Origin of the sequence: Streptomyces sp. NPDC016640, from assembly GCF_043076215.1 — a bacterium.
Lineage (GTDB): Bacteria > Actinomycetota > Actinomycetes > Streptomycetales > Streptomycetaceae > Streptomyces.
In genome coordinates, this window is the sequence record NZ_JBIBRG010000012.1 from 195,880 (window position 1) to 218,754 (window position 22,875).

10 protein-coding genes and 1 pseudogene are annotated in these 22,875 nt (G+C 68.9%); 8 read left to right on the plus strand and 3 right to left on the minus strand.

The features are described 5' to 3' along the window. Positions 1-127 precede the first annotated feature (127 nt). A complete protein-coding gene (locus tag ACF07S_RS24340) occupies positions 128-2,242 on the plus strand; it encodes a DUF2075 domain-containing protein (RefSeq protein WP_391975131.1) in 2,115 nt (704 codons plus the stop codon). A gap of 53 nt (positions 2,243-2,295) precedes the next feature. On the opposite strand, the gene ACF07S_RS24345 is transcribed toward ACF07S_RS24340, so the two are convergent. Next, complete coding sequence (locus ACF07S_RS24345) at positions 2,296-2,424, minus strand: DUF6408 family protein (RefSeq protein ID WP_391975085.1); 129 nt, start codon at positions 2,422-2,424, stop codon at positions 2,296-2,298. A 332-nt stretch (positions 2,425-2,756) separates the two neighbouring features. Next, positions 2,757-3,878, minus strand: a complete 1,122-nt coding sequence (locus tag ACF07S_RS24350; RefSeq protein ID WP_391975086.1) for a hypothetical protein — start codon at positions 3,876-3,878, stop codon at positions 2,757-2,759. A gap of 232 nt (positions 3,879-4,110) precedes the next feature. On the opposite strand from ACF07S_RS24350, the pseudogene ACF07S_RS24355 reads away from it, so the two are divergent. Continuing rightward, positions 4,111-4,302: pseudogene (locus ACF07S_RS24355) on the plus strand (DNA/RNA helicase domain-containing protein); the annotation flags it as partial. Between the two features lie 90 nt (positions 4,303-4,392). Here ACF07S_RS24355 and ACF07S_RS24360 read toward each other — a convergent pair. Then, a complete protein-coding gene (locus ACF07S_RS24360; RefSeq protein WP_391975087.1) occupies positions 4,393-6,195 on the minus strand; it encodes an HNH endonuclease in 1,803 nt (600 codons plus the stop codon). Between the two features lie 257 nt (positions 6,196-6,452). Here ACF07S_RS24360 and ACF07S_RS24365 point away from each other — a divergent pair, with 257 nt between their 5' ends. The 6 genes from ACF07S_RS24365 (at position 6,453) to pglZ (ending at position 22,861) form a co-directional block, all read left to right on the plus strand. Beyond that, complete coding sequence (locus ACF07S_RS24365; RefSeq protein WP_391975088.1) at positions 6,453-7,274, plus strand: Scr1 family TA system antitoxin-like transcriptional regulator; 822 nt, start codon at positions 6,453-6,455, stop codon at positions 7,272-7,274. Beyond that, on the plus strand, positions 7,271-7,456 hold the full coding sequence (locus ACF07S_RS24370; RefSeq protein WP_391975089.1) for a DUF397 domain-containing protein: 186 nt from the start codon (positions 7,271-7,273) through the stop codon (positions 7,454-7,456). Before ACF07S_RS24365 ends, ACF07S_RS24370 begins: the two co-directional genes overlap by 4 nt. Before the next feature lie 182 nt (positions 7,457-7,638). Then, complete coding sequence (pglW, locus tag ACF07S_RS24375) at positions 7,639-12,327, plus strand: BREX system serine/threonine kinase PglW (RefSeq protein WP_391975090.1); 4,689 nt, start codon at positions 7,639-7,641, stop codon at positions 12,325-12,327. Next, positions 12,324-15,941 carry a BREX-2 system adenine-specific DNA-methyltransferase PglX gene (gene pglX / locus ACF07S_RS24380; protein WP_391975091.1) on the plus strand — a complete coding sequence of 1,206 codons (3,618 nt, stop codon included), beginning with the start codon at positions 12,324-12,326 and terminating at the stop codon, positions 15,939-15,941. Before pglW ends, pglX begins: the two co-directional genes overlap by 4 nt. A 111-nt stretch (positions 15,942-16,052) precedes the next feature. Next, complete coding sequence (locus ACF07S_RS24385) at positions 16,053-19,940, plus strand: phage resistance protein (RefSeq protein ID WP_391975092.1); 3,888 nt, start codon at positions 16,053-16,055, stop codon at positions 19,938-19,940. Further along, positions 19,937-22,861 (plus strand): BREX-2 system phosphatase PglZ, encoded by a 2,925-nt coding sequence (gene pglZ, locus ACF07S_RS24390; protein WP_391975093.1) that lies wholly within the window; start codon positions 19,937-19,939, stop codon positions 22,859-22,861. Before ACF07S_RS24385 ends, pglZ begins: the two co-directional genes overlap by 4 nt. Positions 22,862-22,875 lie beyond the last annotated feature (14 nt).

The following is a 22,875-nucleotide window of genomic DNA, read 5'->3' on the forward strand; positions in this document are numbered from 1 at the left end:
GCGTCCCCGTGACGAGCCGGTGCCTGTTTAAGATCACCCATACCGGTCGCGGCCCGACGGGCTTCCTGCATGGACACGCCCCCACCCGCACGAGTCACTCGTGCTCTGGGGGATTCTCCTCGTGTCCATGCTCCTGCTGCGATTAGCGGCACGGGACCTGCTTGCTCTGAACGCCCGGCACCGCCTGGTGCCCCACTTGGCGGCCCGCTGGGTGCACTTCCAGCGGGGCGATTCCTCCGACGGCGAGCGCTCCGCGTGGGCGCGCAGCCTCGTCTCGCTGGCGGAAGACCTGGTCGCTGCCGAACGCGGCAACGTCGAGATGATCGTCGAGTGCTCGCCCACCGTGGAAGCCTCCGAAGGGGCGGCGAGAACACACGGCCAGATCGATGTGGTCCTCGTGGGCAGGCATCCCGCGGAGGGCACCCTCTCCGTGCAGCTCGTCGAGCTGAAGCAATGGTCGTCGGTGACGAGGGTGGAGGCCGCGACGGCCGACCTCGTGTACGTACCGGGTATCGAGGATCCCGTCATCCACCCTGCCCTTCAGCTCGGTGAGTACCACGCGCTGTTCACCGGGCCCACCGGCCCGCTGAACGGATTGCAGTTCGAATGCGGCGGATTCGCCTACCTGCACAACGCCACGGACGAGTCCGTCCGGCCACTGCTCGGTGTCGACGCACCCACGGGGCCCTACGCCCGCACGTACACGAGCGACACCCGGGCCAGGCTCCTCAAGGATCTGCAGCGCCACTTCACCGACGAGGACGACTACTCGGCGGCCGAGTACATCCTGCACCGGATGAACCTCCGCAACACACCGCTGCTCGACGCCATGGTCAAGTCGAACGGTGAGGACACGGTCTTCACCCTGAGAGGCAGACAGAAGAAGGTCGCCGACGAGGTACTCGAGGCCTCGGAACTGATTTTGGACGCACCGGACCGGGAAGCACTCGTCCCTCGTCCGCAGCGCGCCGTCTTCCTGGTCACCGGGGGAGCCGGTACCGGGAAGAGTGCCATCGGGCTTCAGCTGCGAGCCGATCTCGAAGCCGCCGGCCGAACGGTGAAGTACGCGAGCGGATCGCGGGCTTTCAACGCCGCGATCAAGGAGAACGTCGGATACACCGAAGCCGAGTTCCGTGAGCGCTTCGCGTATTTCAGCAGCTTCGTGAACCCGCCCGAGCCACCGCTTGACGTGCTGATCTGCGACGAGGCGCACCGGCTGCGGGACAAGACCACGCACTGGCGGCTGCCCGCGGAGAAGCGGGGCACCAAGCCGCAGGTGGACGAACTCCTCGAGGCGTCCCGCCTGACCGTCTTCTTCCTCGACGGGGCCCAGACCGTGCGCCCGTACGAGGTGGGCACGGCGGAACTCATCGAGGACGCCGCGCGACGCCATGACGCCGTCTTCCGTCACTACCGGTTGGTGGAGCAGTACCGGTGCGGGGGCAGTGACGCCTACATCCGCTGGGTCCGGGCACTGCTCGGTGTGTCGCCGCAGGAGGCGCACGAGTGGGTCCCGGACGGGCTCATGCACATCGAGGTCGTCGATACGCCCGACGAGATGGAGCGCATCGTCCGCACCGAGTTCGACGCCGGTGCGACCGCTCGAATGGTGGCGGGGTACTGCTGGCCCTGGAGCAAGCCGGACAAGGACAAGAACCTCGTCGACGACGTGCGCATCGGTGACTGGCACCGTCCGTGGAACGCTTCGAGCGAGTCCTTCTGTGCCAACGGCGAGCCGCCGTCGAGGATCTGGCCCGTGCACGATGCCGGTATCGGGCAGATCGGCTGTGTCTACACGGCGCAGGGGCTCGAGTGGGACTGGTGTGGGGTGATCATGGGCGATGACATGGTCTGGCGCACCGACCGCTGGGTGTTCCAGCGGGGTAAGCAGCGCAAGGACCCGGACGCCGGGGTGATGCGGGTGGCGAAACCAGGATCGCTCGATCCGAAGGTCCGCACGAGCACCCTCGACGACGACGACTTCGCCCGCTGCGTCCGCCACGCCTACCACGTGCTGCTGACCCGGGCGAGCCGGGCGACCGTGCTCTACTCCACAGACGAGGAGACCCGGCGGCACCTCAGGGACCTGGTCGGGGAGACCGACGTGCACGGGCTTCGACCGACCCAGGAGTCCATCCCGCCCGAGCTGAGGATCACCCGCCGTGGCGGGGGCGCGCGGGGCCGCAGAGCACGGCGGGCGTGGAACAAAGCGAAACGGAAGAACGAGATGATGTTGTTCTGAGCCCTCGGCTCGAAGTGGAGTGGCGGGCCCCCGGGACCCGCCACTCGCCTGCTTCAGAAGAGCAGGTGCGCTGCCGACATCATGGCGGCCACCAACAGATTGGCGACCACATTGATGGCGACGTCCGTCAGGATCTTGCGGAACCGGGCGTGACGCGCAGGCTGGTACTCGACAGGGTCCATGGGTGACCACTCCTTGGTGATGAGCAGGAATGGTGGGGGGACGGCCCACCGGGCATCCGCTCACACACCGCACGCACGCGTACGGCGATTCACCACACTGCTCACATGCCGCCGAGGGTCACATGAACTCCGCACTCGTACCTCTCCGGGAGGATGCGAAGCACAAGTCACTCTACTTCACGCACAGTTGTACGGTCCGCTGGTCGAGGACATGCACGGGCTCAGACCGTCCTGCCCGAGGGCGAGTACCGCTCCGTGCCCCAGCGGTCGGCGAGGGCGGTGACGACGAGCAGGCCGTGGCCCGACTCGCTCTTCGGTGGCGCAGGACGGCGTCAGACTCGGCTGCAGCGTTCCCGAAGCTCGGAGAGGACAGCCTTCTCGCGCGCGTTGACGTCACCGTCCACCGCGGCCACCCGCTCGGCCGCGTCGAGGACGTCGCTCAGATCACCCGGCTCGCCGTCTATGCGCTTCCACACCTCGGCCGGGTCGACGTCGACGAGGCGAGCGAGTTCTTCGTCGACCACCTGATGCTGCTCCCGGACCAGCCGCACCAGGTGGCGCATCAACAGCGACTCGTCGTCGGCCATCTTGCGGTTCGCCTTGATGACAAGCCACGCGACCCACAACATCAGCTGCGGGTGCTGACTGCTCTTGCTCAGATTCTCGGCGAGTTCGATCACCCGCGCCTCGTTCCGGAAGACGACGCGCGCGTGCCGCCCCGCGAGCAGCGTCGTATAGCGGTTCAGCACCACCGCGAGGGGAACACCGACCAGAGGGATGCCGATCTTGATGACGTTGCGCTGCAGGAGGAACTTCCCCACGACGGGGAGTCCCTTCCCGGCGGTCAGTACCGCTCCGGAGTAGAAGCGCTTGATCAGCGGCCGCACCATGGCCGGGACCGCCTTGACCACACTTTTCTGAACGACTTCCCCGCTCTTGATCGTGAAGGCCACTCGAATGAGCTTCCACATGTCCTCAGGGTCCGACAGATCGAGCGGGACCCGGTAGAGGACCGAGACGTCGTAGGCCAGGCGGAGCTGGAGCCGGGTGATGTAAGCGACATCGACCATCATGGTCGCGACGGCGGCCGGGACAGTCGCCGCCGAGGCACCACCGAGACTTCCGATGGTGGCGGCGACAGCCGCCGTGTAGGCCCCGGCGGAGAGACCGCCTTCGAGCGCGGCGTACCGCGCCGCCATCTTGATCCGCTGATCGACGATGGCGTCCGCGGGTACGCCCGCGTACCGCTCCTGGAAGTACTGCCAGTCGACCTTGGCGGTGTAGGAGCTCATGGCCTCGGCGCAGAGCTTGGTGAACCAGCCGCCCGACTTGATGTCGTCCGCGCTCAGGCCCTTGATGAACTCCCGTAGCTCGGCCCGCTCCTGCTCGACGACCTTCCGGTCGGTGTCGTCGTCGCCACCGGCGTCGGCAGCGTCAGTCGGAGCTTCGGACACGGCGATTCCCCCCAAACACTTCAGCGTCCAGCCGGGTTGCCGCGTTCGGACGACCCGGCCGACATCTCAACACGGTGACTCGGTAACCGGCACATCTGTGGACGGATATCCCGTGAGCTGCACAACTTTAGCGCGTCACCATATGGCTTGGACGGTCGCGTTGACATCAATCATGATCGCCTCTACCGCGGTCAACTGTGGAGGATTCGGTTAACCGTCCCGGCCCGCTCCGTCTCCAGCGCCCCGGGTCGCCCTGTGGGCCACCGACCCGGCGGGTTTCGGCCAGGTCGGTGGCGTCTACACGGCCCAGGGCTTCGAGTGCGACTGGTCCGGCGTCGTCATCGGCTCCGACCTGTTCTGGCGCGGTGACCGCTGGATCACGGATCGAACGGCCTCCAAGGACCCGGCGTGCAGGAAGTCCACCGAGGCCGTACCCGCCTGACGGCAGGGTCGCGCTCGGCACTCCCGCGGCGTCAGCTGGGGAGTGCCGAGCAGTGAACGCGGTACCTGATCCTTATTCCCTCGTCAGCCTGCTGAGTTCGCACAGAGTGCGGTGGTACTGCAGGTATGCCTCATCGATCCGGTGGTCGACGTGTCGGCGAAGGTGTCCCAAGGAATCGCCTCCATGCGTCCGCCGCACCACGTCATCGACGTCGATGTAGATTTCGAGACCATCGAAGAGAACGTGGTGGTTGGGGCACAGGCAGAGCAGGTTCGGCAGTTCGTCCGGACCGTCGTGCGGGGATCCGAGACCGCGGATGTGGGCAGCCTGGCTGTAGGGCCTGCGCATGTACTGCAGGCGGGTCTCACACACCTGGCAGGCGTGGCCGTGCATCTCCTTGACCCGGTTGGCGATCGAGGCGTTGCGCACCGGCCGTGAGGAGGTGACATCCCTGCGTGCAGTCGGACCAGTGGCCCGCTCCTCGTCGGTGATCTCCTGGCCGTGGCCGCCCTCGTCTTCATCGAGCAGGCCGTCGGCCGTCGCGTATCCGGCGAGGCCCACCCGACTGAGCAGCGCGCGCTGATCTACGTCGTCGAGGTAGGTGCTGCACAGCTTGATCACGGCTTCCAGCCGAGTGAGAGGGTTCTGCAGCAGTTCCGCGCTCGCCCGGGTGAGACCCGCGACGGGTCGGTCCTTGTCGAGGGTCTCTGCCTGCGGCATGGAGCCGGAATCGTTTTCGATGCCGTGTACCTCCCACAGGCCACTGCCTTGCAGGTCCCAGAAGGGAGAGCCCGGAGCGACCTTGGGATCGGGAAGCCCGAACTCAGTCAGGAGCGGGTCGACCCCTGTGCGGAAAGAGGACCACGGTGCCAGGCGCGGCTCGCCTGCCGCGATTCGGGAAACCGCCCACAGCAGAGCCAACGACTGGTGGCGGCCGGAAGCTGTGCCCTCTGAGCGACGAGGGGTGCCGAGAGAACCGATCCGATCCAGCAAGTTCGCTGCGGTCAGCCGAGGGGACACGGCTGGACGTGGTGTCGGAGGCTGCGGGAGAACCGGTTGGCGCCTCCCCGGAAGGAGGTGGGCGACGCGGTGGTAGTCCTCGGCGGACCGAAGGGTAAGGCTCCGCAAGGGTATGCGAGCGTCCAGGAGCCGCAGAATGGGCGGGGCCGGCACACGAGTGGGGAACTCCTCGACTTCTCCGAGCGCCATGATGTGTTCCCATGTGGCGTTGTTCTCGTCGGTTCCCCAGACCTCCCGCGCCACGGGCGGACTGTCGAAGAGGTGGAGGATGCGAGCACGAGCGATGAAGTGGCTCTCCGTGTAGAAGAACACGTCATCGCCCACGCGACGGTCTCGCAGGGCTCTCACCTTTTCGTTGTTGACCTGCCTGGTGGGAGTGGCGCCCCACAGTCGAGCGATCCCGTCCGGGTACAAGGCCGTCAATATGTCCGCCTGTTCACCCAGGACGTCCTTGATGTCCGCGATCGGAACACCTTGCCGTACGGACTTGACGAAGTTCTGTGGGCCGCGATCGCGAGCTCCTCCGCGGGGCTGGAGAACGATCTGCGGCGCCACCTGCTCCGGCCCGTCCGCGACGGTGGCACCGTCCTTCACGGTGAAGCCCAAGGTGCGCAGACGATGTGCCACGGTGCGCGCACCGCCGCTGAAGTCGTCAGCTGACAGCAGGCTGCCGACCGAGTACAGGTGCGCCACGCCCGCGATGGCCTTCGAGTCGTAACGGTTTCCGTCCCAGACCAGCTCGTACGTCTTCGCCTGGCCGAAACCGTACCGGCGGCGAAACGTTTCACGCCCTAGGTGCTGACATTCCGCGACCGCAGCCAGCACTCCTGCACGCGTTACATCTCCAAGTCCCATGCCGAGGAGGCTAATAGGAAGGTATGACAAACGCTGGTCCGTATCGAGCCGGTGGCACCCTGCCCACTCCGGCAAGGGTCAGCCGGTGTTGCCATGCCGGGGGTGGTGCGGACAACACGACGGAAGATGCCGTGTCGGCTCCCGTACACGCCCTCTTGTACGGGGCTTCGTCGAGGCTTGCACGTAACCACTCCCGGTCACCCCGCCGTTGTAGGACCGCAAGGTGTGCCACCAGCGCGACAAGGGGGTCGTCGGCCATGGCGAACAGCAGCACACTCGAACCGTCCGACAGTCTCAGGGCATTCGGCGCCGCCCTGAAGACGTTCCGGGAACGCGCTCTGCTCACCCAGGAGCAGCTCGCCGAGCGGCTCAACTACTCGCATGCCTCCGTCGCCTCCGTCGAGCAGGGCCGGCGGATGCCGACCGCCGCCTTCGTCGAGCGGGCGGAGGACGAGCTGGAGGCGTTCGGGGTGCTGCGGGCCATGCACCGGCACGTCGGGAGGCAACGAGGGCTGGCGGTCTGGTTCCGGGAGTGGGCACAGCTGGAGGAGGTGGCGGTCACCTTGTGCACGTACGAGTGCCGGGTGGTGCCTGGGCTGCTCCAGACCGAGGCGTACACGCGCGCCGTGATGCTCAACGTTCCGCCCCCGCCCACCGAGGAGCAACTGGAGCAGCGACTCGCCGCCCGGCGGGCACGGCAGGAACTGCTGCGACGCACCCCGCCGATCGCGTTCAGCTTCATCGTCGAGGAGTCGGTGCTGCTGCGGCACACCGGCGGCGAGGACGTCACCCGGGAACTGCTCGACCACCTCCTCGCCTGCACGGAGCCGTGGAACGTGGAGCTGCAGATCATGCCGCTGCGGCAGCCGCACCACGCGGGCACGGACGGGCCGATGCGGCTGCTGGAGACCCCGGAACGGCAGTGGGTGGGGTACTCGGAGGGACAGAAGACCGGGCAGCTCGTCACCGACCGGGAAGCGGTGAGCGTCATGCAGATGCGCTATGCCAAGATGCGCTCACAGGCCCTGTCCCCGGCGGACTCGGTGGAGTTGTTGCAGCGGATGCGAGGAGCGCTATGAGCACCTACAGCGAGCTGGACTGGTTCAAGAGCAGCTACAGCGGATCCGAGGGTGACGACTGCGTGGAGGTCGCGCACGCACCCGGAGCCGTGCACGTCCGGGACTCCAAGGAGACGGACGGGCCGCGGTTCGCTGTATCCCCGTCCGCCTGGAGCGAGTTCATCACGCACACCGCAAGCTGAACTTTTCACCTCAAGTCGGCCTGCTCTGCTGAAAACCGGCATTTCGGCGGCGCAGGCCGAATGCCCTATAGTCCCGTTTCTTCGTTGCCTCTTCCCATGTATCGGGCAACCACTAGGATCGGTCCGCTGGACCCGACGGGTGGGGATGGCGGGTCCTGAGGGAACGACGAGTGGGGACAGGCATGCGGGAAGGCCGGTGGGTCACGGTCACCGAGTCCGAGTTCGATCACGAACGCCGTGGCTTGGAGGCGATCCGCCGGAAGCTGCCGGACTCCGACCCCTGGCGGGCCTGGTCGAACTTCACCTTCACCGCGAACACCGGCCACGTCCGCGAGGTCGACCTGCTGGTCGTCGCGCCGGGTGGTCTGTGCATGATCGAGCTGAAGGACTGGCACGGCTCGGTCACCTCCGAGAACGGCACCTGGGTGCAGACCACCCCCGGCGGTCACCGCCGCACCCACGGCAACCCGCTGCACCTGGTCAACCGCAAGGCCAAGGAACTGTCCGGCCTGCTCGCGCAGACCGGCGGCAAGCGGGTCTGGGTCGCCGAGGCCGTCTGCTTCACGGACGACGGCCTGCGCATCCGGCTGCCCACCCACGACCAGAACGGCGTCCACACCGTTGACGAGCTGGTCGAGATGCTCAAGCAGCCCTCGCGCGACGAGCGGCGCCGCATCACCGCGATCGGCTCCCGCGAGATCAAGGCCGCCCTGGACAAGGTCGGGGTGCGGCCCAGCGACGCCCAGTACAAGGTCGGCCCCTACGAGCTGGAGCGGAAGTCCTTCGACTCCGGCCCCACCTGGGCGGACTACCTCGCCCGCCACAGCGACCTGCCCGAGGCCGTCCGCGTCCGCATCTACCTCAGCGAGCGCGGTTCCGACGCCTCCCTGCGCCAGTCCGTCGAGAGCGCGGCCCGGCGCGAGGCCGCCGTGCTGGGCCGCTTCAAGCATCCGGGCGCCGTCCAGCTCAAGCAGTACTTCCCCTCCGGCCACGCCGCCGGCCCCGCACTGATCTTCGACTACCACCCGCACACGCTGAAGCTGGACGAGTACCTGGTCCAGTACGGCGAGAAGCTGGACATCCTCGGCCGGATGGCGCTGGTGCGCCAGCTCGCCGAGACCGTCCGTTCCGCGCACGCCAGCCGCATCCACCACCGCGCCCTCGCCGCCCGCTCGGTGCTGGTCGTCCCCCGGCCGCGCGGCGGCAAGGGCCGGGCCGTGGGGGAGGAGGCCGCCTGGCTCTCGCCACAGCTGCAAATCTCCGACTGGCAGATCGCCACCCAGCGCAGCGGCGACTCCTCGCAGGGCCAGGGCATGACACGGTTCGCGCCGACCGCGCTGTCCGCGATGCACCTGGCCGACGACGCCGACGCCTACCTCGCGCCCGAGCTGACCGCCCTCCACCCCGACCCGGTCTACCTCGACGTGTACGGGCTCGGCGTCCTCACCTACCTGCTGGTCACCGGCAAGGCCCCGGCCGCCAGCCAGGCCGAGCTGCTCGCCCGCCTGGAGGCGGGGGAGGGCCTGCGCCCCAGCTCCCTGGTGGACGGACTCTCCGAGGACGTGGACGAGCTGGTGCAGGCCGCCACCGCATACCGCCCCGGCCAGCGCCTGTCCAGCGTCGACGAGTTCCTGGAGCTGCTGGAGGTCGTCGAGGACTCCCTGACCGCCCCCGCCACGGCGACGACCATCGGCTCCGACGGGCAGGGCGAGGAGGAGGCGCCCGCCGTTGACAAGGACCCGTTGGAGGCCGTCGCCGGTGACGTGTTCGCCGGCCGCTGGGAGATCCGCCGCCGTCTCGGCACAGGCTCCACCAGCCGCGCCTTCCTCGTCCGCGACCTTGAGGCGGAGACCCGCAGGACCCGCCCGCTGGCCGTGCTGAAGGTCGCCCTGTCCGACAGTCGCGGCGAGATCCTCGTCCGCGAGGCCGAGGCCATGGGCCGCCTGCGCCCCCACTCCGGCATCATCCGCCTCGTCGAGCCCGAGCCGCTGCACATCGGCGGCCGTACCGTCCTGGCACTGGAGTACGTCGGCGACGAACGCGACGACGCCGGCCAGGGCGCCGAGGGCACGGGCCGCCCGCGCCGCCGCGAGGAGACCGTCGCCCGCCAGCTCCGCGAGCACGGCCGCCTCCCGGTCGACCAGCTGGAGGCGTACGGCGACTACCTCTTCGGCGCCGTCGACTTCCTCGAGGGCGAGGGCATCTGGCACCGCGACATCAAGCCGGACAACATCGCCGTCCGCATCCGCCCCAACCGCACCCGCGAGCTGGTTCTCATCGACTTCTCGCTCGCCGGGTACCCGGCGAAGAGCACCGACGCGGGTACCGAGGGCTACCTCGACCCCTTCATCGACGTCATCACGCGCGGCTCCTACGACTCGCACGCCGAGCGGTACGCCGTCGCCGTCACCCTGCACCAGATGGCCTCCGGCGAGCTGCCCAAGTGGGGCGACGGCAGCCTCCCGCCCCGCATGACCGACCAGAAGGAGTGGCCGCACCCGACCATCGCGGCCGAGGCCTTCGACCCGGCCGTGCGGGACGGGCTCGTCGCCTTCTTCCAGAAGGCCCTGCACCGCGACGCGGGCAAGCGGTACCCCGAGCTGAAGCCGATGCGGGACGCCTGGCGCAAGGTCTTCCTCGACGCCTCGCAGACCGTCCCCTCCAGCCACCGCACCCGCCCCTCGACCGGTGCGGCCACGGGGGAGGGGGCGCCCGCCGAGAGCGCCGCCGCGGTCATCGCGGATGCCGAGCCGGAGACCGCCGAGCAGCAGCGCGACCGCCTCGCCGCCGAGGCAGCCCTCGACACCCCACTGACCGTCTCCGGCCTCACCCCCGCCGCCCAGTCCTTCCTCTACGGCCTGGGCATCACGACGGTCGGCGACCTCCTCGACTACAGCCGCCGCAAGCTCGTCAACGCCCCCGGCCTCGGTGCCAAGACCCGCAACGAGGTCCAGCGGCGGCAGCGCGAATGGGGCGAGCGGCTGCGCGAGGCCCCCGTCTCACCGCTCACCCCGCAGGGGCGGGCCGAGGCAAAGGAAGAGCTGGACCAGCTCACCGCCACCGAGTCGGCCCTCGTCGGACAGCTCGCGACGGGCGAGTCGGCGGGCGCGCTGTCCGCCCGCACGCTGCGCTCGGTCAGCCTCGACACCCTCGCCACCGTCTTCGTGCCCGCCGTCAACAACAACGGCTCCAACCGCAACAAGGCGGAGATGGTGCGGCTGCTGCTGCGCCTGCCCGACGAGCACGGCGTCCTGCCCGGCATCGGCGTCTGGCCGAAGCAGAAGGACGTCGCCGACGCGCTCGGCCTGAGCCACGGCCGCATCCCGCAGATACTCAAGGACGAGCGCAAGCGCTGGAAGGCGGAGCCCGCCGTCCGGGCACTGCGCGACGAGATCATCGACCTGCTGGAGAGCATGGGGCGCGTCGCCTCCGCCGTGGAGATAGCCGACGCCCTCGCCGTACGGCGCGGCACCCACCTCGCCGGGCGCGAGCAGCGGCGCGCGATGGCCCTGGCGGCGGTACGGGCCGTCGTCGAGGCCGAGCAACTGGTGCCGCAGGACGCCGAGTTCCAGCACCAGGCGAACCGCAAGGCGACCGACGAGTCGCTGGGCGCCGGCCTGCTCGCCCTCGACGTGCGCGACGACGACGGCCCGGACACCCCGACCGCACCCGGCCTGCTGGAGTACGCGACCCGCCTCGGCAGGACGGCCGACCGGCTCGCCAGGCTGGACACCCTGCCGACGGCGGCCACCGTGCTGGCCGAGCTGGGCGCGCTGACCATGCCGCCCGGCACGATCGACTGGGACGAGCGGCGCATGGTCGAACTGGCCGCCGCCGCGTCCGTGAACGCCGCCGCCACTCCGCGCCTGGAGATCTACCCGCGCGACCTGTCCCTCGTCCGGGCGCTGCGCCTCACCCAGGCCGGGCTCGTCCGCTGGATCCCGGGCGTGCCCGAGGGCCGGCAGCCCGGCCTGACCGGCGAGGACGTGCACGAGCGGGTCCGGGTCCGCTTCCCCGAGCTGGTCGTCCCGGACGGGCGCGGCGGCACCACCCACGAACTGCCGACCGGCGGCCCGCTCACCAAGGCCTTGCGCGACGCGGGCTTCGAGCTGTCGCTGAGCATGCGCGAGGACACGGGGACGCTGCGCTACCTGCCGACGCGGGTGGACGAGGCGTCCAGCTACCTCACGACGGGTGCTTGGCGGCATTCGACGCGTACGGGCACGGTGACGCGGTACGCCGACGACCCGCAGCTCGCGGGTGCGGTGCGCGCGGAGGAACGGCTGCTCGCGTCGGCCCGCCGGGACGGGTTTCGGGTACTGACGGTGGGGCAGCGGTCGGTGCGGGAGGCCGTGAACGGACTGCGGAGCGAGCGTCTGGGAGCGGAGGCGATCTCGGTGACCGAGCTGTTCCTCGAAGCCCTGCGGGCGCAGGTCACGCCGGGCACCAAGCCCACCTGGGAGACCCTGCTCAAGGCGGACGCCGCCGAGCCGGGCTCGAAGGGCGCGGTGCGGTTCGCGGAGTACGCGCGCACGGCGTGGGGCTCGGTCGAGCCCCGGATCGCCGAGCTGCTGGGCAACGGTGGCGGCGGTACGGGTCCGGTCCTGCTGACGGAGGCCGGGGTGTTCGCCCGGTACGACGCGATGGGCGTCCTCGACCGGCTGGCGTCGGTGGCCCGGCGGGGCGGGCGGGGGCTGTGGCTCCTGGTCGCGCAGAGCGACCCCTCGCGCGAGCCGAGGCTCGGACAGGTGGCCGTGCCGTACCAGGCCGGCCTGGGGGAGTGGATCCAGCTTCCGGACACGTGGGTGGGCAACCGCCACCGCGGGTCCGGCGAGAACGTTGCAAGTGGTGTCGAGGGAGACGCGAAGTGATCGACCGCAAGGCTCTGTTGGACGACCTGAAGCAGCAGGTCAAGGCGGTCGAGGCCGACCTCGGCAAGCAGGTAAAGGCGCTGGACGAGGTCGGTGCGCGGCTGCGTGCCGAGTACGACCAGGCGCGCAAGCTCGGGCGTACGGCGGCGACGTGGACCTCGTGGCTGGACGAGCGGGTCACGCAGGTCGCGGTGGCGTGGGTGCTGGGCACGGTCTTCGTGCGGTTCTGTGAGGACAACCGGCTGATCCCGGAGCCGTACCTGACGGGGCCGGAGGGTGACCGGCGGGAGCTGGCGGAGTCGCGGTATGACGAGTACGTGGAGGAGGACGAGAACCCGACATACCGCGGTTGGCTGCGGCGAGCCTTTGCAGAGTTGGGTAATGGAAAGGCCGGGAGGTTGTTGTTCGACAGCGACCATAACCCGCTGTATCAAATTCCACTTTCGCATGACGGCGCGCGGGAGCTGGTTGAGTTCTGGCGGCAGCGGGACGAGACGGGCACTCTTATCCACGACTTTACCGATCCGCTGAACGAGGATGGTACGGAAGGTTGGGACACGCGGTTCCTCGGTGACCTGTACCAGGACTTGAGCGAGGCTGCCCGGAAGACATACGCGCTGCTCCAGACTCCGGAATTCGTGGAGGAGTTCATCCTCGACCGGACGATGAACCCGGCGGTGCGGGAGTTCGGGTACAAGAAACTGAAGATGATCGACCCCACGTGTGGGTCGGGGCACTTTGTGCTGGGGGCGTTTCGGCGGTTGGTGCGGTTGTGGGCGGAAGGGCAACCGGGGAAGGACGTGCACGAGCGGGTAGCTGCCGCACTAAAATCAGTGCACGGTGTAGACGTCAACCCGTTCGCCGTGGCTATTGCTCGATTCCGGTTGCTGGTTGCGGCGATGGCGGCGGGTGGTGTGCGGACGTTGGCAGAGGCGGCGAAATATGACTGGCCGGTGAATCTGGCTGTAGGTGACTCGTTGATCAAGTCTCGCCGGTCCCAGCAGGGAAACCTGTTCGGCGGGATAGACGAGGACTTCGTGGACGAGCTGGCCGAGTTCAAATATGCCACGGAGGACGTGCATGAGTATCCGGAGATTTTGCGACCGGGGCGGTATCACGTGGTAGTGGGGAACCCGCCTTACATCACGGTAAAGGACAAAAAGCTCAATGAGTTGTACCGTGGGTTGTATCCGGCTTGTGCTGGAAAATACGCACTATCGGTGCCGTTCGCTCAGCGGTTCTTCGAGCTGGCCAAGCGAGGCGACGCCGATGGGCATGGTTACGGGATGGTCGGTCAGATCACGGCCAACTCTTTCATGAAGCGGGAATTTGGGGCAAAGCTTATTGAGAGTTATTTTGGGCATGCGGTTGAGTTGACTGAGGTAATTGATACCTCAGGCGCATACATTCCAGGGCATGGCACGCCGACGGTTATTCTCGTGGGAAGGCAGCGGGGCGGGGGCGGCCGATCGCCGGTCGTCCGAGCCGTTCGTAGTGTACAGGGTGAGCCTGGCGCGCCAAAGAACGCCGAAGAGGGATTGGTCTGGCGGGCAATTGTTGAGCAAATCGATAGCCCTGGCTCGGTGAGCCAGTGGGTTTCTGTAGATGATCTGTCACGCGCGACATATTTCAGTAAGCAGCCGTGGGTGCTGGCGGACGGTGGTCAGGAGCTGGTTGAACAACTTCAGAGGCATTCGAGGATTACTCTGAAGGAGTTGTCGGAATCCATCGGGTTCGCCGCTATTACCGGTGATGATGAGTACTTTGTGCTGCCGCTACCATTGGCATCTTGGTTGCGTGATCGTGACGTTCCGCGTCGGGTCTTTGTCACCGGGGATCAGGTGCGGGATTGGGGGTGCCTTCGCAATGCGGATGTCATCTTCCCGTCGGCGGCTAGCTTGAGCGAACGGGCCAAATTGGAGGAAAGAATCCTGTGGGCGGGGCGTCAGATTCTGCGTAATGGACTGATGTTTTCTACGACCAAAGAGCAGAGGGGGCTGCCATGGTCGAACTACGCCTACCATCACGAGGGGCGGCTTGCGGCTGATTTCTTGCTCGCTTTTCCGTTTGTTTCGACGCACAATCATTTTGTGCTTGGTCGCGGAAACCTGATGTTCAACCGTCACGCCCCGGTGATCAAATTGCGAGAGGGGGCGAGTGAGGAGGAGTATCTGCGGTTGCTTGGACTGCTCAACAGCTCGACGGCATGTTTCTGGCTTCAGCAGGTATCTCACAATAAGGGTGAGGGTGGCGGCGCTCGTGTCGACGCAGGTTACTCGGCCATGGGTAGTGAGGCATGGAAGAACTCGTTTGAGTTCACCGGCACAAAGCTCCAAGAGTTCCCTCTACCCGTCGACTATCCGACGGTACTCAGTGCTGCTCTTGATGTCCATGCTCAGCAGCTTGCTGCCACTTCCCCCTCGGATCTCGTCGAAAAGGAAATTCCCACTGTATCCGCCCTCCGTGAGGCAAAGGCTCGCTGGACGTCCCTCCGTGGTCGGATGATTGCCCTGCAGGAAGAGTTGGACTGGCAGGTATACTCCCTGTACGGCCTGCAGGACGAGGATCTCCGTGCCCCCGAAAATTCTGTTCCTGAACTGGCTCTTGGGGAGCGGGCGTTCGAGATTGTGCTTGCTAGGGCCGTGGAACGCGGTGAGGTGCGGACTGAGTGGTTCGAGCGTCACGGTTCCACGCCGATCACAGAGATCCCCGCCCACTGGCCTGAGGCTTACACGGAAGTTGTACGCAAGCGGATCAACACCATAGAGCAATCCCGGGCGATCCGGACTATGGAGCGGCCGGAGTACAAGCGCCGCTGGAAGACCGACGGGTGGGAGACGCTGCAGGAGCGAGCCCTGCGCTCCTGGCTGCTCGACCGCATGGAAAAGCGCGACATTTGGTTCGACGAGAACGGCCAGCCCGCCATCCTCACCCTGGCCCGCCTCACCGACGCCCTCTCGCGCGACGAGGACTTCGTCTCCGTTGCCAAGATCTACGCGCCCCGCAAGGACCTGCCTGAGGTCGTCGCCGAGCTGGTCACCGACGAGCACGTGCCGTTCCTCTCCGCGCTGCGTTATAAGCCCTCCGGGTTGAAGAAGCGCGCCGACTGGGAAGAGGTGTGGGACCTCCAGCGCAAGGAGGACGCCGCCCCCGACGAGCAGGCGAAGCGGAAGATCCGGGACTCCATCCCCGTGCCGCCGAAGTACACCTCGGCCGACTTCCTCCGGCCCTCCTACTGGAAGGCGCGCGGCAAGCTTGATGTGCCCAAGGAGCGGTTCATTTCCTACGGGCAGACCAACGCCGCCACCCCCGAGCTGTACGGCTGGGCCGGCTGGGACCACCGCGAGCGGGCACAGGCGCTGGCGACGTACTTCACCAACACCGCGCTGACCACTGAGGAGATCACGCCGTTCCTCGCCGGCCTGCTGGAACTCCAGCCGTGGCTGTACCAGTGGCACAACGAGTTCGACATGCTCTACAGCGGCTCCCCGGCGGACTTCTTCGCCGGGTACCGCCAGCAGAAGCAGGGCGAGCACGGACTCACCGACGACGACCTGCGCGCCTGGCGGCCTCCGGCCGCGACCCGAGGCCGTCGCGCCGCCGTGAAGAAGTAGCAGGAACAGAAGCAGAGCCAGGGGCGGGCAGCCCGGCCACCGACGGCAGCCCGCCCCTCGCCCCGCCCCACAGACCACCCCGCACGTCCGCAAGGAGAGCGAGAACCCACGATGGCCCAGCAGCCCTTCCTCCGCGATGTCATCGACATCAAGGAGTCCATCTCCACCTCGGACTTCGTGCTGTCCCTCGCCGAGGCGACGACGCCCGAGGGCGCCCAGCACGCGCTCAAGGACTACGTCGTCACCGAGCGGCTGCTGGAGAACTTCGACGAGGCGCTGGCCCTCATCAAGTCCTCGCTCGACGGGCACCGTTCCAAGGCCGCGTACCTGCACGGTTCGTTCGGTTCCGGTAAGTCGCACTTCATGGCCGTGCTGTACGCGCTGCTCAGCGGCGACCAGGCCGCCCGCGCCCGCACCGAGTTCGATCCGGTGCTGACCAAGCACGAGTGGCTGCACACGGACGGCAAGAAATTCCTGCTTGTGCCGTACCACATGCTCGGCGCGAAGGCCCTGGAGCAGCGCGTACTCGGCGGGTACGTGCACCACGTCAAGAAGCTGCACCCGGAGGCCCCGACCCCGCAGGTCTACCGGACCGACTCCCTCTTTGACGACATCCGGGCGAATCGCGCCACCTATGGCGACGAGGCAGTCATCCGGGGCCTTGGCGGCAGCGATGCGGACGACGGAGAGGGAGACGAGTGGGGCGAAGGCTTCGCCTGGACTCCGCAGCTTTTGGACATCGCACTCGCCGCCGAGGAGAACCACGAGGGGGGCGTCCCGCTCAACCTTCGCAACCCCTCTACCCCCTCCGAGCTGCGCGCCAAGCTGGTCAACGATGCCAGTACCAATCTATTCCCCGGTTTCGCCAAGAACGCCGCCGAGAACGAGCACGGCTTCATCTCCTTGGACGCCGGTCTGTCCGTCATCGCCGAGCACGCCAAGTCGCTCGGCTACGACGGCCTGATCCTCTTCCTGGACGAGCTGATCCTGTGGCTGGCCACCCTCATCCACGAGGAGAAGTTCGTCGCCCGTGAGGCCAGCAAGATCACGAATTTTGTGGAGGGCGGCGACGCCCGCCGTGCCATCCCCGTCGTGTCGTTCATCGCCCGTCAGCGTGACTTGCGCGAGCTGGTTGGCGAGGAGGTGTCCGGTGCGGCGGAAGCCTCCATCCAGGACACCCTGAACCTGGCGTCCGGACGGTTTGACAAGATCACCCTGGAAGACCGCAACCTTCCGCAGATCGCCCACGCCCGCATTCTCAAGCCCAAGGACGCTGAGGCGGACAAGCTCATCGCCGCGGCCTTCGAGCAGACCAAGCGGGTCGGTCCGCAGGTGTGGGACACCCTCCTCGGCTCGGAGAAGGGCACGACCGGAGCGGACGCGGAGTCGTTCCGGCTGACGTACCCGTTCTCGCCGGCGTTCATGGACACCCTCGTCCACATCTCGTCCGCGCTGCAGCGTTCCCGCACCGGTCTGAAGCTGATGGGCCAGCTCCTCGCCGACCACCGCAACGAGATCCGCCTCGGGCAGCTCATCCCCGTCGGCGACCTCTACCCGGTGATCGCGCAGGGCGGCGACAAGCCGTTCACCGACAGCCTGAAGGTCGTCTTCGAGGCCGCCGACAAGCTCTACAGGACCAAGCTGCGGCCGTACCTGCTCAGCTCGTACGACGTCACCGAAGACGACGTCGAGCAGTTCCGCAACCGGCCCGAGACCATTACCGACCCGAAGCGGCTCAACGGCTGCCGCATGTTCGTCGGCGACAACCGGCTGGTGTGCACCCTGCTGCTGTCGGCACTCGCGCCCAGCGTGCCCTCCCTGTCCGACCTGACCATCCGGCGGCTCGGCGCGCTCAACCACGGGTCGGTCCTCGCACCCATCCCGGGCGCCGAGGTCGGCATCATCAAGAACAAGGTCGCCGAGTGGGCCGCCAGGTTCCCGGAGATCAAGGAGACCGGCACCGACGCCAACCCCGGCGTCCGCCTCGAACTCTCCGGCGTCGACGTGGACTCCGTCATCGCCAACGCCCAGGTCAATGACAACCCCGGCAACCGTGTCGCGCTCGCCCGCCGCCTGCTCTCCGAGGAACTGGGCGTCGAGCACGGTCAGTTGAGTGACCAGCTCTCCTTCACCTGGCGCGGCACCGCCCGCACCGCCGAGATCGTCTTCGGCAACGTCGCCGACGAGGACGAGTTGCCCGACCACGACCTGATGCCACAGGAGGAGGGCCGCTGGCGCATCGCCATAGACCTCCCCTTCGACGAGGGTGAGTGGGGCCCGGTCGAGGACGTCAACCGGATCCGGCGGCTGCGCGAGCGTCAGCAGGGCGAGCGGTCCCGCACCGTCGCCTGGCTGCCCGCGCACCTGTCCGCGCAGCGCTTCGCCGACTTCCGGCGCCTCGTCGTCATCGACAAGGCCCTCGCCGACGAGCACCGCTTCGACACCCAGTACGCCGGCCACCTCAACGCCGACAACCGCAGCCGCGCCAAGGGCCTCCTGGAGACCCAGCGCGAAGCCCTGCTCAAGCAGGCCAAGGGCGCCTTCAAACAGGCGTACGGCCTCGCGCAGAAGCAGGCCGCCGACGTCGTGCCCGACTTCGACGACCATCTCGTCGCGCTGCCCGACGTCGACAGCCTCACCCTGTCCTTCGGACAGAGCCTGCACGACGGCATCCGGCACGTCGCGGGCAAGCTGCTCACCCACCAGTACCCGGCCCACCCCGACCTCGACCCCGACGCCACCGGCACGGCCGTCAAGCCCGCCGACACCAAGAAGGTGTTCACCCACGTCCGGGCCGCCGCCGAGGCCCGCGACGGGCGGGTGGAGGTCCCGGCCGCCGACCGCAAGCTCATGCAGCGGATCGCCGGACCCCTGCGCCTCGGGCAGCAGAAGGAGGCGTACTTCGAGCTGTCCCGCTACTGGGCCGACCACTTCCGCCAGCTCGCCAGCTCGCAGGGTGTCACCGGGGACCTGTCCCTGATCACGCTCACCGACTGGACCGACAAGCCGGACCCCCGCGGCCTGCCCGACTTCCTCGCCCGGCTCGTCGTCGCCTCCTTCGCCGAGATGGACGACCGGGTGTGGGTGCGCGGCGGCACCGTCCTCGACCCCGCGCCCGAACTGTCCGCGATCAAGGACCATGACGCGCTGCGCAGCCAGCCGCTGCCCTCCGAGTCCGACTGGGACACCGCACGCCAGCGCTTCGAGACGATCTTCGGGGCGAAGCCGCCCGCGCTGCGGCGCGGCCGGATGGTCAACCAGTTCGCCCGCCAGATCATCGAGGCCGCCCGCACCCACCGGGACCACGCGGCCGACCTGGTGCACCAGTTGGAGGCCCACGCCTCCTTTCTCGGCCTCGACCAGACCGCCGACACCGGACGGCTCGCCCTCGCCCGACGGTCCCTGCAACTGCTGGACGCGCTCACGGCGGAGGCCGGCAAGGGCGCGGCCGGGGCGAAGAAGACCGTGGAGGCCCTCGCCTCGTTCGACCTGGGCGGAACCAGCGCCGACCGGTACGGCACCTCCATCAAGAAGGCCCGCGCCGTCGCGGAGGCCGTCGCCTCCGCGCCCTGGAGCACCCTGGAACTCGCCGCCGGGCTCGGTCCCGAGGGCGAGGCGCTGCTCGACTCGCTGCGCAACGTCGCCCGCGACGACCAGCGCACCGCCGACCTGCGCGACACCCTCGCCCGCACCCAGCGCGAGGTCGTCGCCCTGCTCAAGCGAAGCCAGGCCGCCGCCACCCCGCCGCCCGCGCAGGTCGCGCCCCAGCCCACGGCCGACAGCCAGTCCCTGGACACGCCAACGAGCGACCCGCGGATCTCCTACACCACGCCGCAGGAGACACCCTCCCCAGCGAGCGGCGGCGGCACGACACGGAAGTCCGGAAGCCGCAGCACGACCGTGCGCCGAGCCGCCGCCGACCTCCAGTCGGAGCTGTCTGAACTGGCCGCCCGCCACCCCGACGCGACCATCGAGATCACCTGGCAGGTCATCGAATGACGGACACCGCCACCGCCGTCCCGGGCGCGGTCCGGCTGAACACCGCGACCGTCACCCAGTACCTGTCCGCGCAGTCCTCCCTCGCCGCCTCCCTCACGGGGGACGGCGGGGGCAGGCGCCGGGTCGTGCTGCTGCGGTCCGCACCCCAGTGGGACGGTCCCGCCGAACCCGCCTGGGGCGAGGGCCGCACGGCCGGTGTCGCGGTGGCGCCGTCCCCGCTCGCCGTCCACGAACTCGTCCTCGACCACCTGGCGGGCCGCCGCCCCGGCCCCGCCGTCCTAGTCGTCCTCACCGACCGCGAGCAGCACGAACTCGACCCGGCGATCCTCGCCCGCGTCCACAAGCTGCGCATCGACACGGTCGACGGATGGGACGTCGTCCGCGACGCGTTCGGCGCCCGGCAGATCGACCCGCGGCTCAAGGACGTCAACTGGGCCGCCGAGGCCCTGCTCGACGCCACCCCGCCGACCACCGGAGGCTGGCCGCCCGTGCCCGGCGGTTGGCTGTCCCGCCAGTACGCCCTCACCGCGCTCGCCCAGCGCCGCCTGCGCCTCGGCCGCTACGACACCGAGGACGGCACCCGCCGCCCCGGCGACGACCGGCTCGACGCGCAGGCCCTGCTGCACTGGTCGACCCGCCCCAACGCCCCCGAACGGTTCCTGGCCCTGCGCGGCCCCGAGCGTGCCGGACTGACCGCCTTCCTCGGAGAGGAGGACCAGGCAGGCCTCGCCGGACGCGCCCTGCTCGCCCTCGTCGACGCCGAGCGCGGCGCGGACGCCGCCGCCTTCGGCCTGGTGTGCGCGGCCCTGTGGCAGCACGCCGAACCCGCCCCCGAGACGTACCGGGCGCGGGGCCGCGCCGAACGCTACTTCGGCGACCAGCCCCCGGCGCTCGGCGAACAGCTCGACGCCCTGGTGACCGTCTTCGGCCGGGCCGCCGAGGAGTACATGACCACGCTGCTGGCAGCCGGACACCGCACCGGTGGCACCGACGCCGACCAGGCCCGCGAGGCACGCCGCACCACCGGCATCATGCTCGACCGGGCCGCCACGCTGGCCCGTCAGTTCGGCGCGGAGCAGGCCGTCGAGGCGAGCCCCGTTCTGCGCGGCGGCCTCGACGCCCGGTTCACCACCGTCGGCCAGGCCCTCGCCGTTGGCGACACGGCCGCGGTGGCGGACGCCGTACGGAAGCTGGAGGACCACCGGCTCGCCGACGAGCCGGAGGAGTCCGCCCGCATCGAACGTACCCGCATGGGACAGCGCCTCGCCCGCTGGCTCGCCACCGACCCGGCCGCCGACGCACCCACCGTCGCCGACGCCATACAGCGGCACATGACCGAGACCGGCTGGACCGACCTCGCCCTGGAACACATCGAGGCGGGGGGTGACCCGGACCCCGTCCTCAAGGCCGCCTACGACAGCCTCGGCGCCCGCGTCAGGGACCGGCGCCGGCAGATCGACGCGTCCTTCGCCCGCTCCCTGGCCTTCTGGACGCAGGCCGGAACCCAGCCCGGCTCCATGCTCACCGTCGAGACCTTCCTCGACCGCGTGGTCGGACCGATCGTCCGGCGCGGCGAGGAACGGCGAGTGCTGCTGCTCGTCCTCGACGGCATGAGCGCGGCCATCGCGAACGAACTCGGCGAGGAACTGCGCCGCTCCTGGGCCGAGTTCGACCCGCTGCCCGAGGGCGGCACCCCGTACCGGCGGGCGATGGCCGCCGCCCTGCCCACCGTGACGGCCGTCTCCCGCACCTCGCTCTTCGCGGGCACCCTGAGGAAGGGCACCCAGGCCGACGAGAAACGGCTCTTCCCTGTGCTGAAGCTGTGGGGTGGGGCCCCGGCCGCCGTGTTCCACAAGGACGACCTGCGCACCGAGACCGCGGGCGAGACCTTCGGCCCGGCGCTCACGGAGGCACTCACCGACGGCAGGACCCACGTCGCCGTCGTCCTCAACGCCATAGACGACCGGCTCGCCAAGGAGCAGAAGCTCGGCGACGGCGCCTGGCGGGTGGACGACGTCCCCGGCCTGCGCGACCTGCTGCGAGTGGCGGCGGCCCAGGGCATGGCCGTCCTCCTCACCAGCGATCACGGTCACGTCGTCGACCGGCACGGCACGAAGGTCGACACCGCCGACCCCGCCTCCGCCCGCCACCGCCTGCCCGGCGGCGGCCCGCTCGCCGAACGGGAGATCGCCCTCACCGGGCCGCGCGTGGTGTGGCCCGAGCCGGGCGCGTCCATCGTCGCCCTGTGGGACGCCGACTCCCGCTACACCGCTCTCAAGGCCGGCTACCACGGCGGAGCCTCCCTCGCCGAGGTCACCATCCCGGTGCTCGCGTTCCTGCCCTTCGGGGCGGAACCGCCCAAGGGCTGGCGGGAGCTGGGCGACCAGCGACCGGTCTGGTGGGCTTCGGAAGAGGCCGGTAAGTCACCGCTGCCGGACGAGCACGGTGCTCGGCCGGTGACCGGAACGGTCCCCGCTCCCAAGAAACCGACGGGGAAGGCCAAGAAGGAGCAGGCGGAAGTCGCCCGGATGCACGAGGCACTCTTCGACGTGGCGCTGACCGCCGGGGGAGACGACGCCCTGCTCACCCCGACCGTCGTCTCCCGGACCGAGACGCTTGTGACGGCACTGCTCGACTCGGAGACGTACCAGGGACAGCTCGGCGGACTGGCCCGCAAGCCGCAGCAGGAGCAGGTCCACAAGGCACTCGCCGCGCTGCTCGACGCGGGTGGCACCCTGCCTGTGACCGCTCTCGCCCAGCGTGCCGGCATGCCCGTCACCCGGGGCGACGGCTTCGCCGCCGTCCTGCGGCAACTCCTCAACTACGACGGCGTGCAGGTCCTGGAGACCCTGCCGGACGGCCGCACCCTACGGCTCCACGAGGCGCTATTGCGCGAGCAGTTCGCCCTCGGAGCGGGCTGACGACACGACTCCGG

Coding starts and splice junctions, on each gene's coding strand:
- ACF07S_RS24340 (WP_391975131.1), top strand. CDS start 128: ATGCTCCTGCTGCGATTAGCGGCACGGGACCTGCTTGCTCTGAACGCC.
- ACF07S_RS24345 (WP_391975085.1), bottom strand. CDS start 2,424: ATGGACCCTGTCGAGTACCAGCCTGCGCGTCACGCCCGGTTCCGCAAG.
- ACF07S_RS24360 (WP_391975087.1), bottom strand. CDS start 6,195: ATGGGACTTGGAGATGTAACGCGTGCAGGAGTGCTGGCTGCGGTCGCG.
- ACF07S_RS24365 (WP_391975088.1), top strand. CDS start 6,453: ATGGCGAACAGCAGCACACTCGAACCGTCCGACAGTCTCAGGGCATTC.
- ACF07S_RS24370 (WP_391975089.1), top strand. CDS start 7,271: ATGAGCACCTACAGCGAGCTGGACTGGTTCAAGAGCAGCTACAGCGGA.
- pglW (WP_391975090.1), top strand. CDS start 7,639: ATGCGGGAAGGCCGGTGGGTCACGGTCACCGAGTCCGAGTTCGATCAC.
- ACF07S_RS24385 (WP_391975092.1), top strand. CDS start 16,053: ATGGCCCAGCAGCCCTTCCTCCGCGATGTCATCGACATCAAGGAGTCC.
- pglZ (WP_391975093.1), top strand. CDS start 19,937: ATGACGGACACCGCCACCGCCGTCCCGGGCGCGGTCCGGCTGAACACC.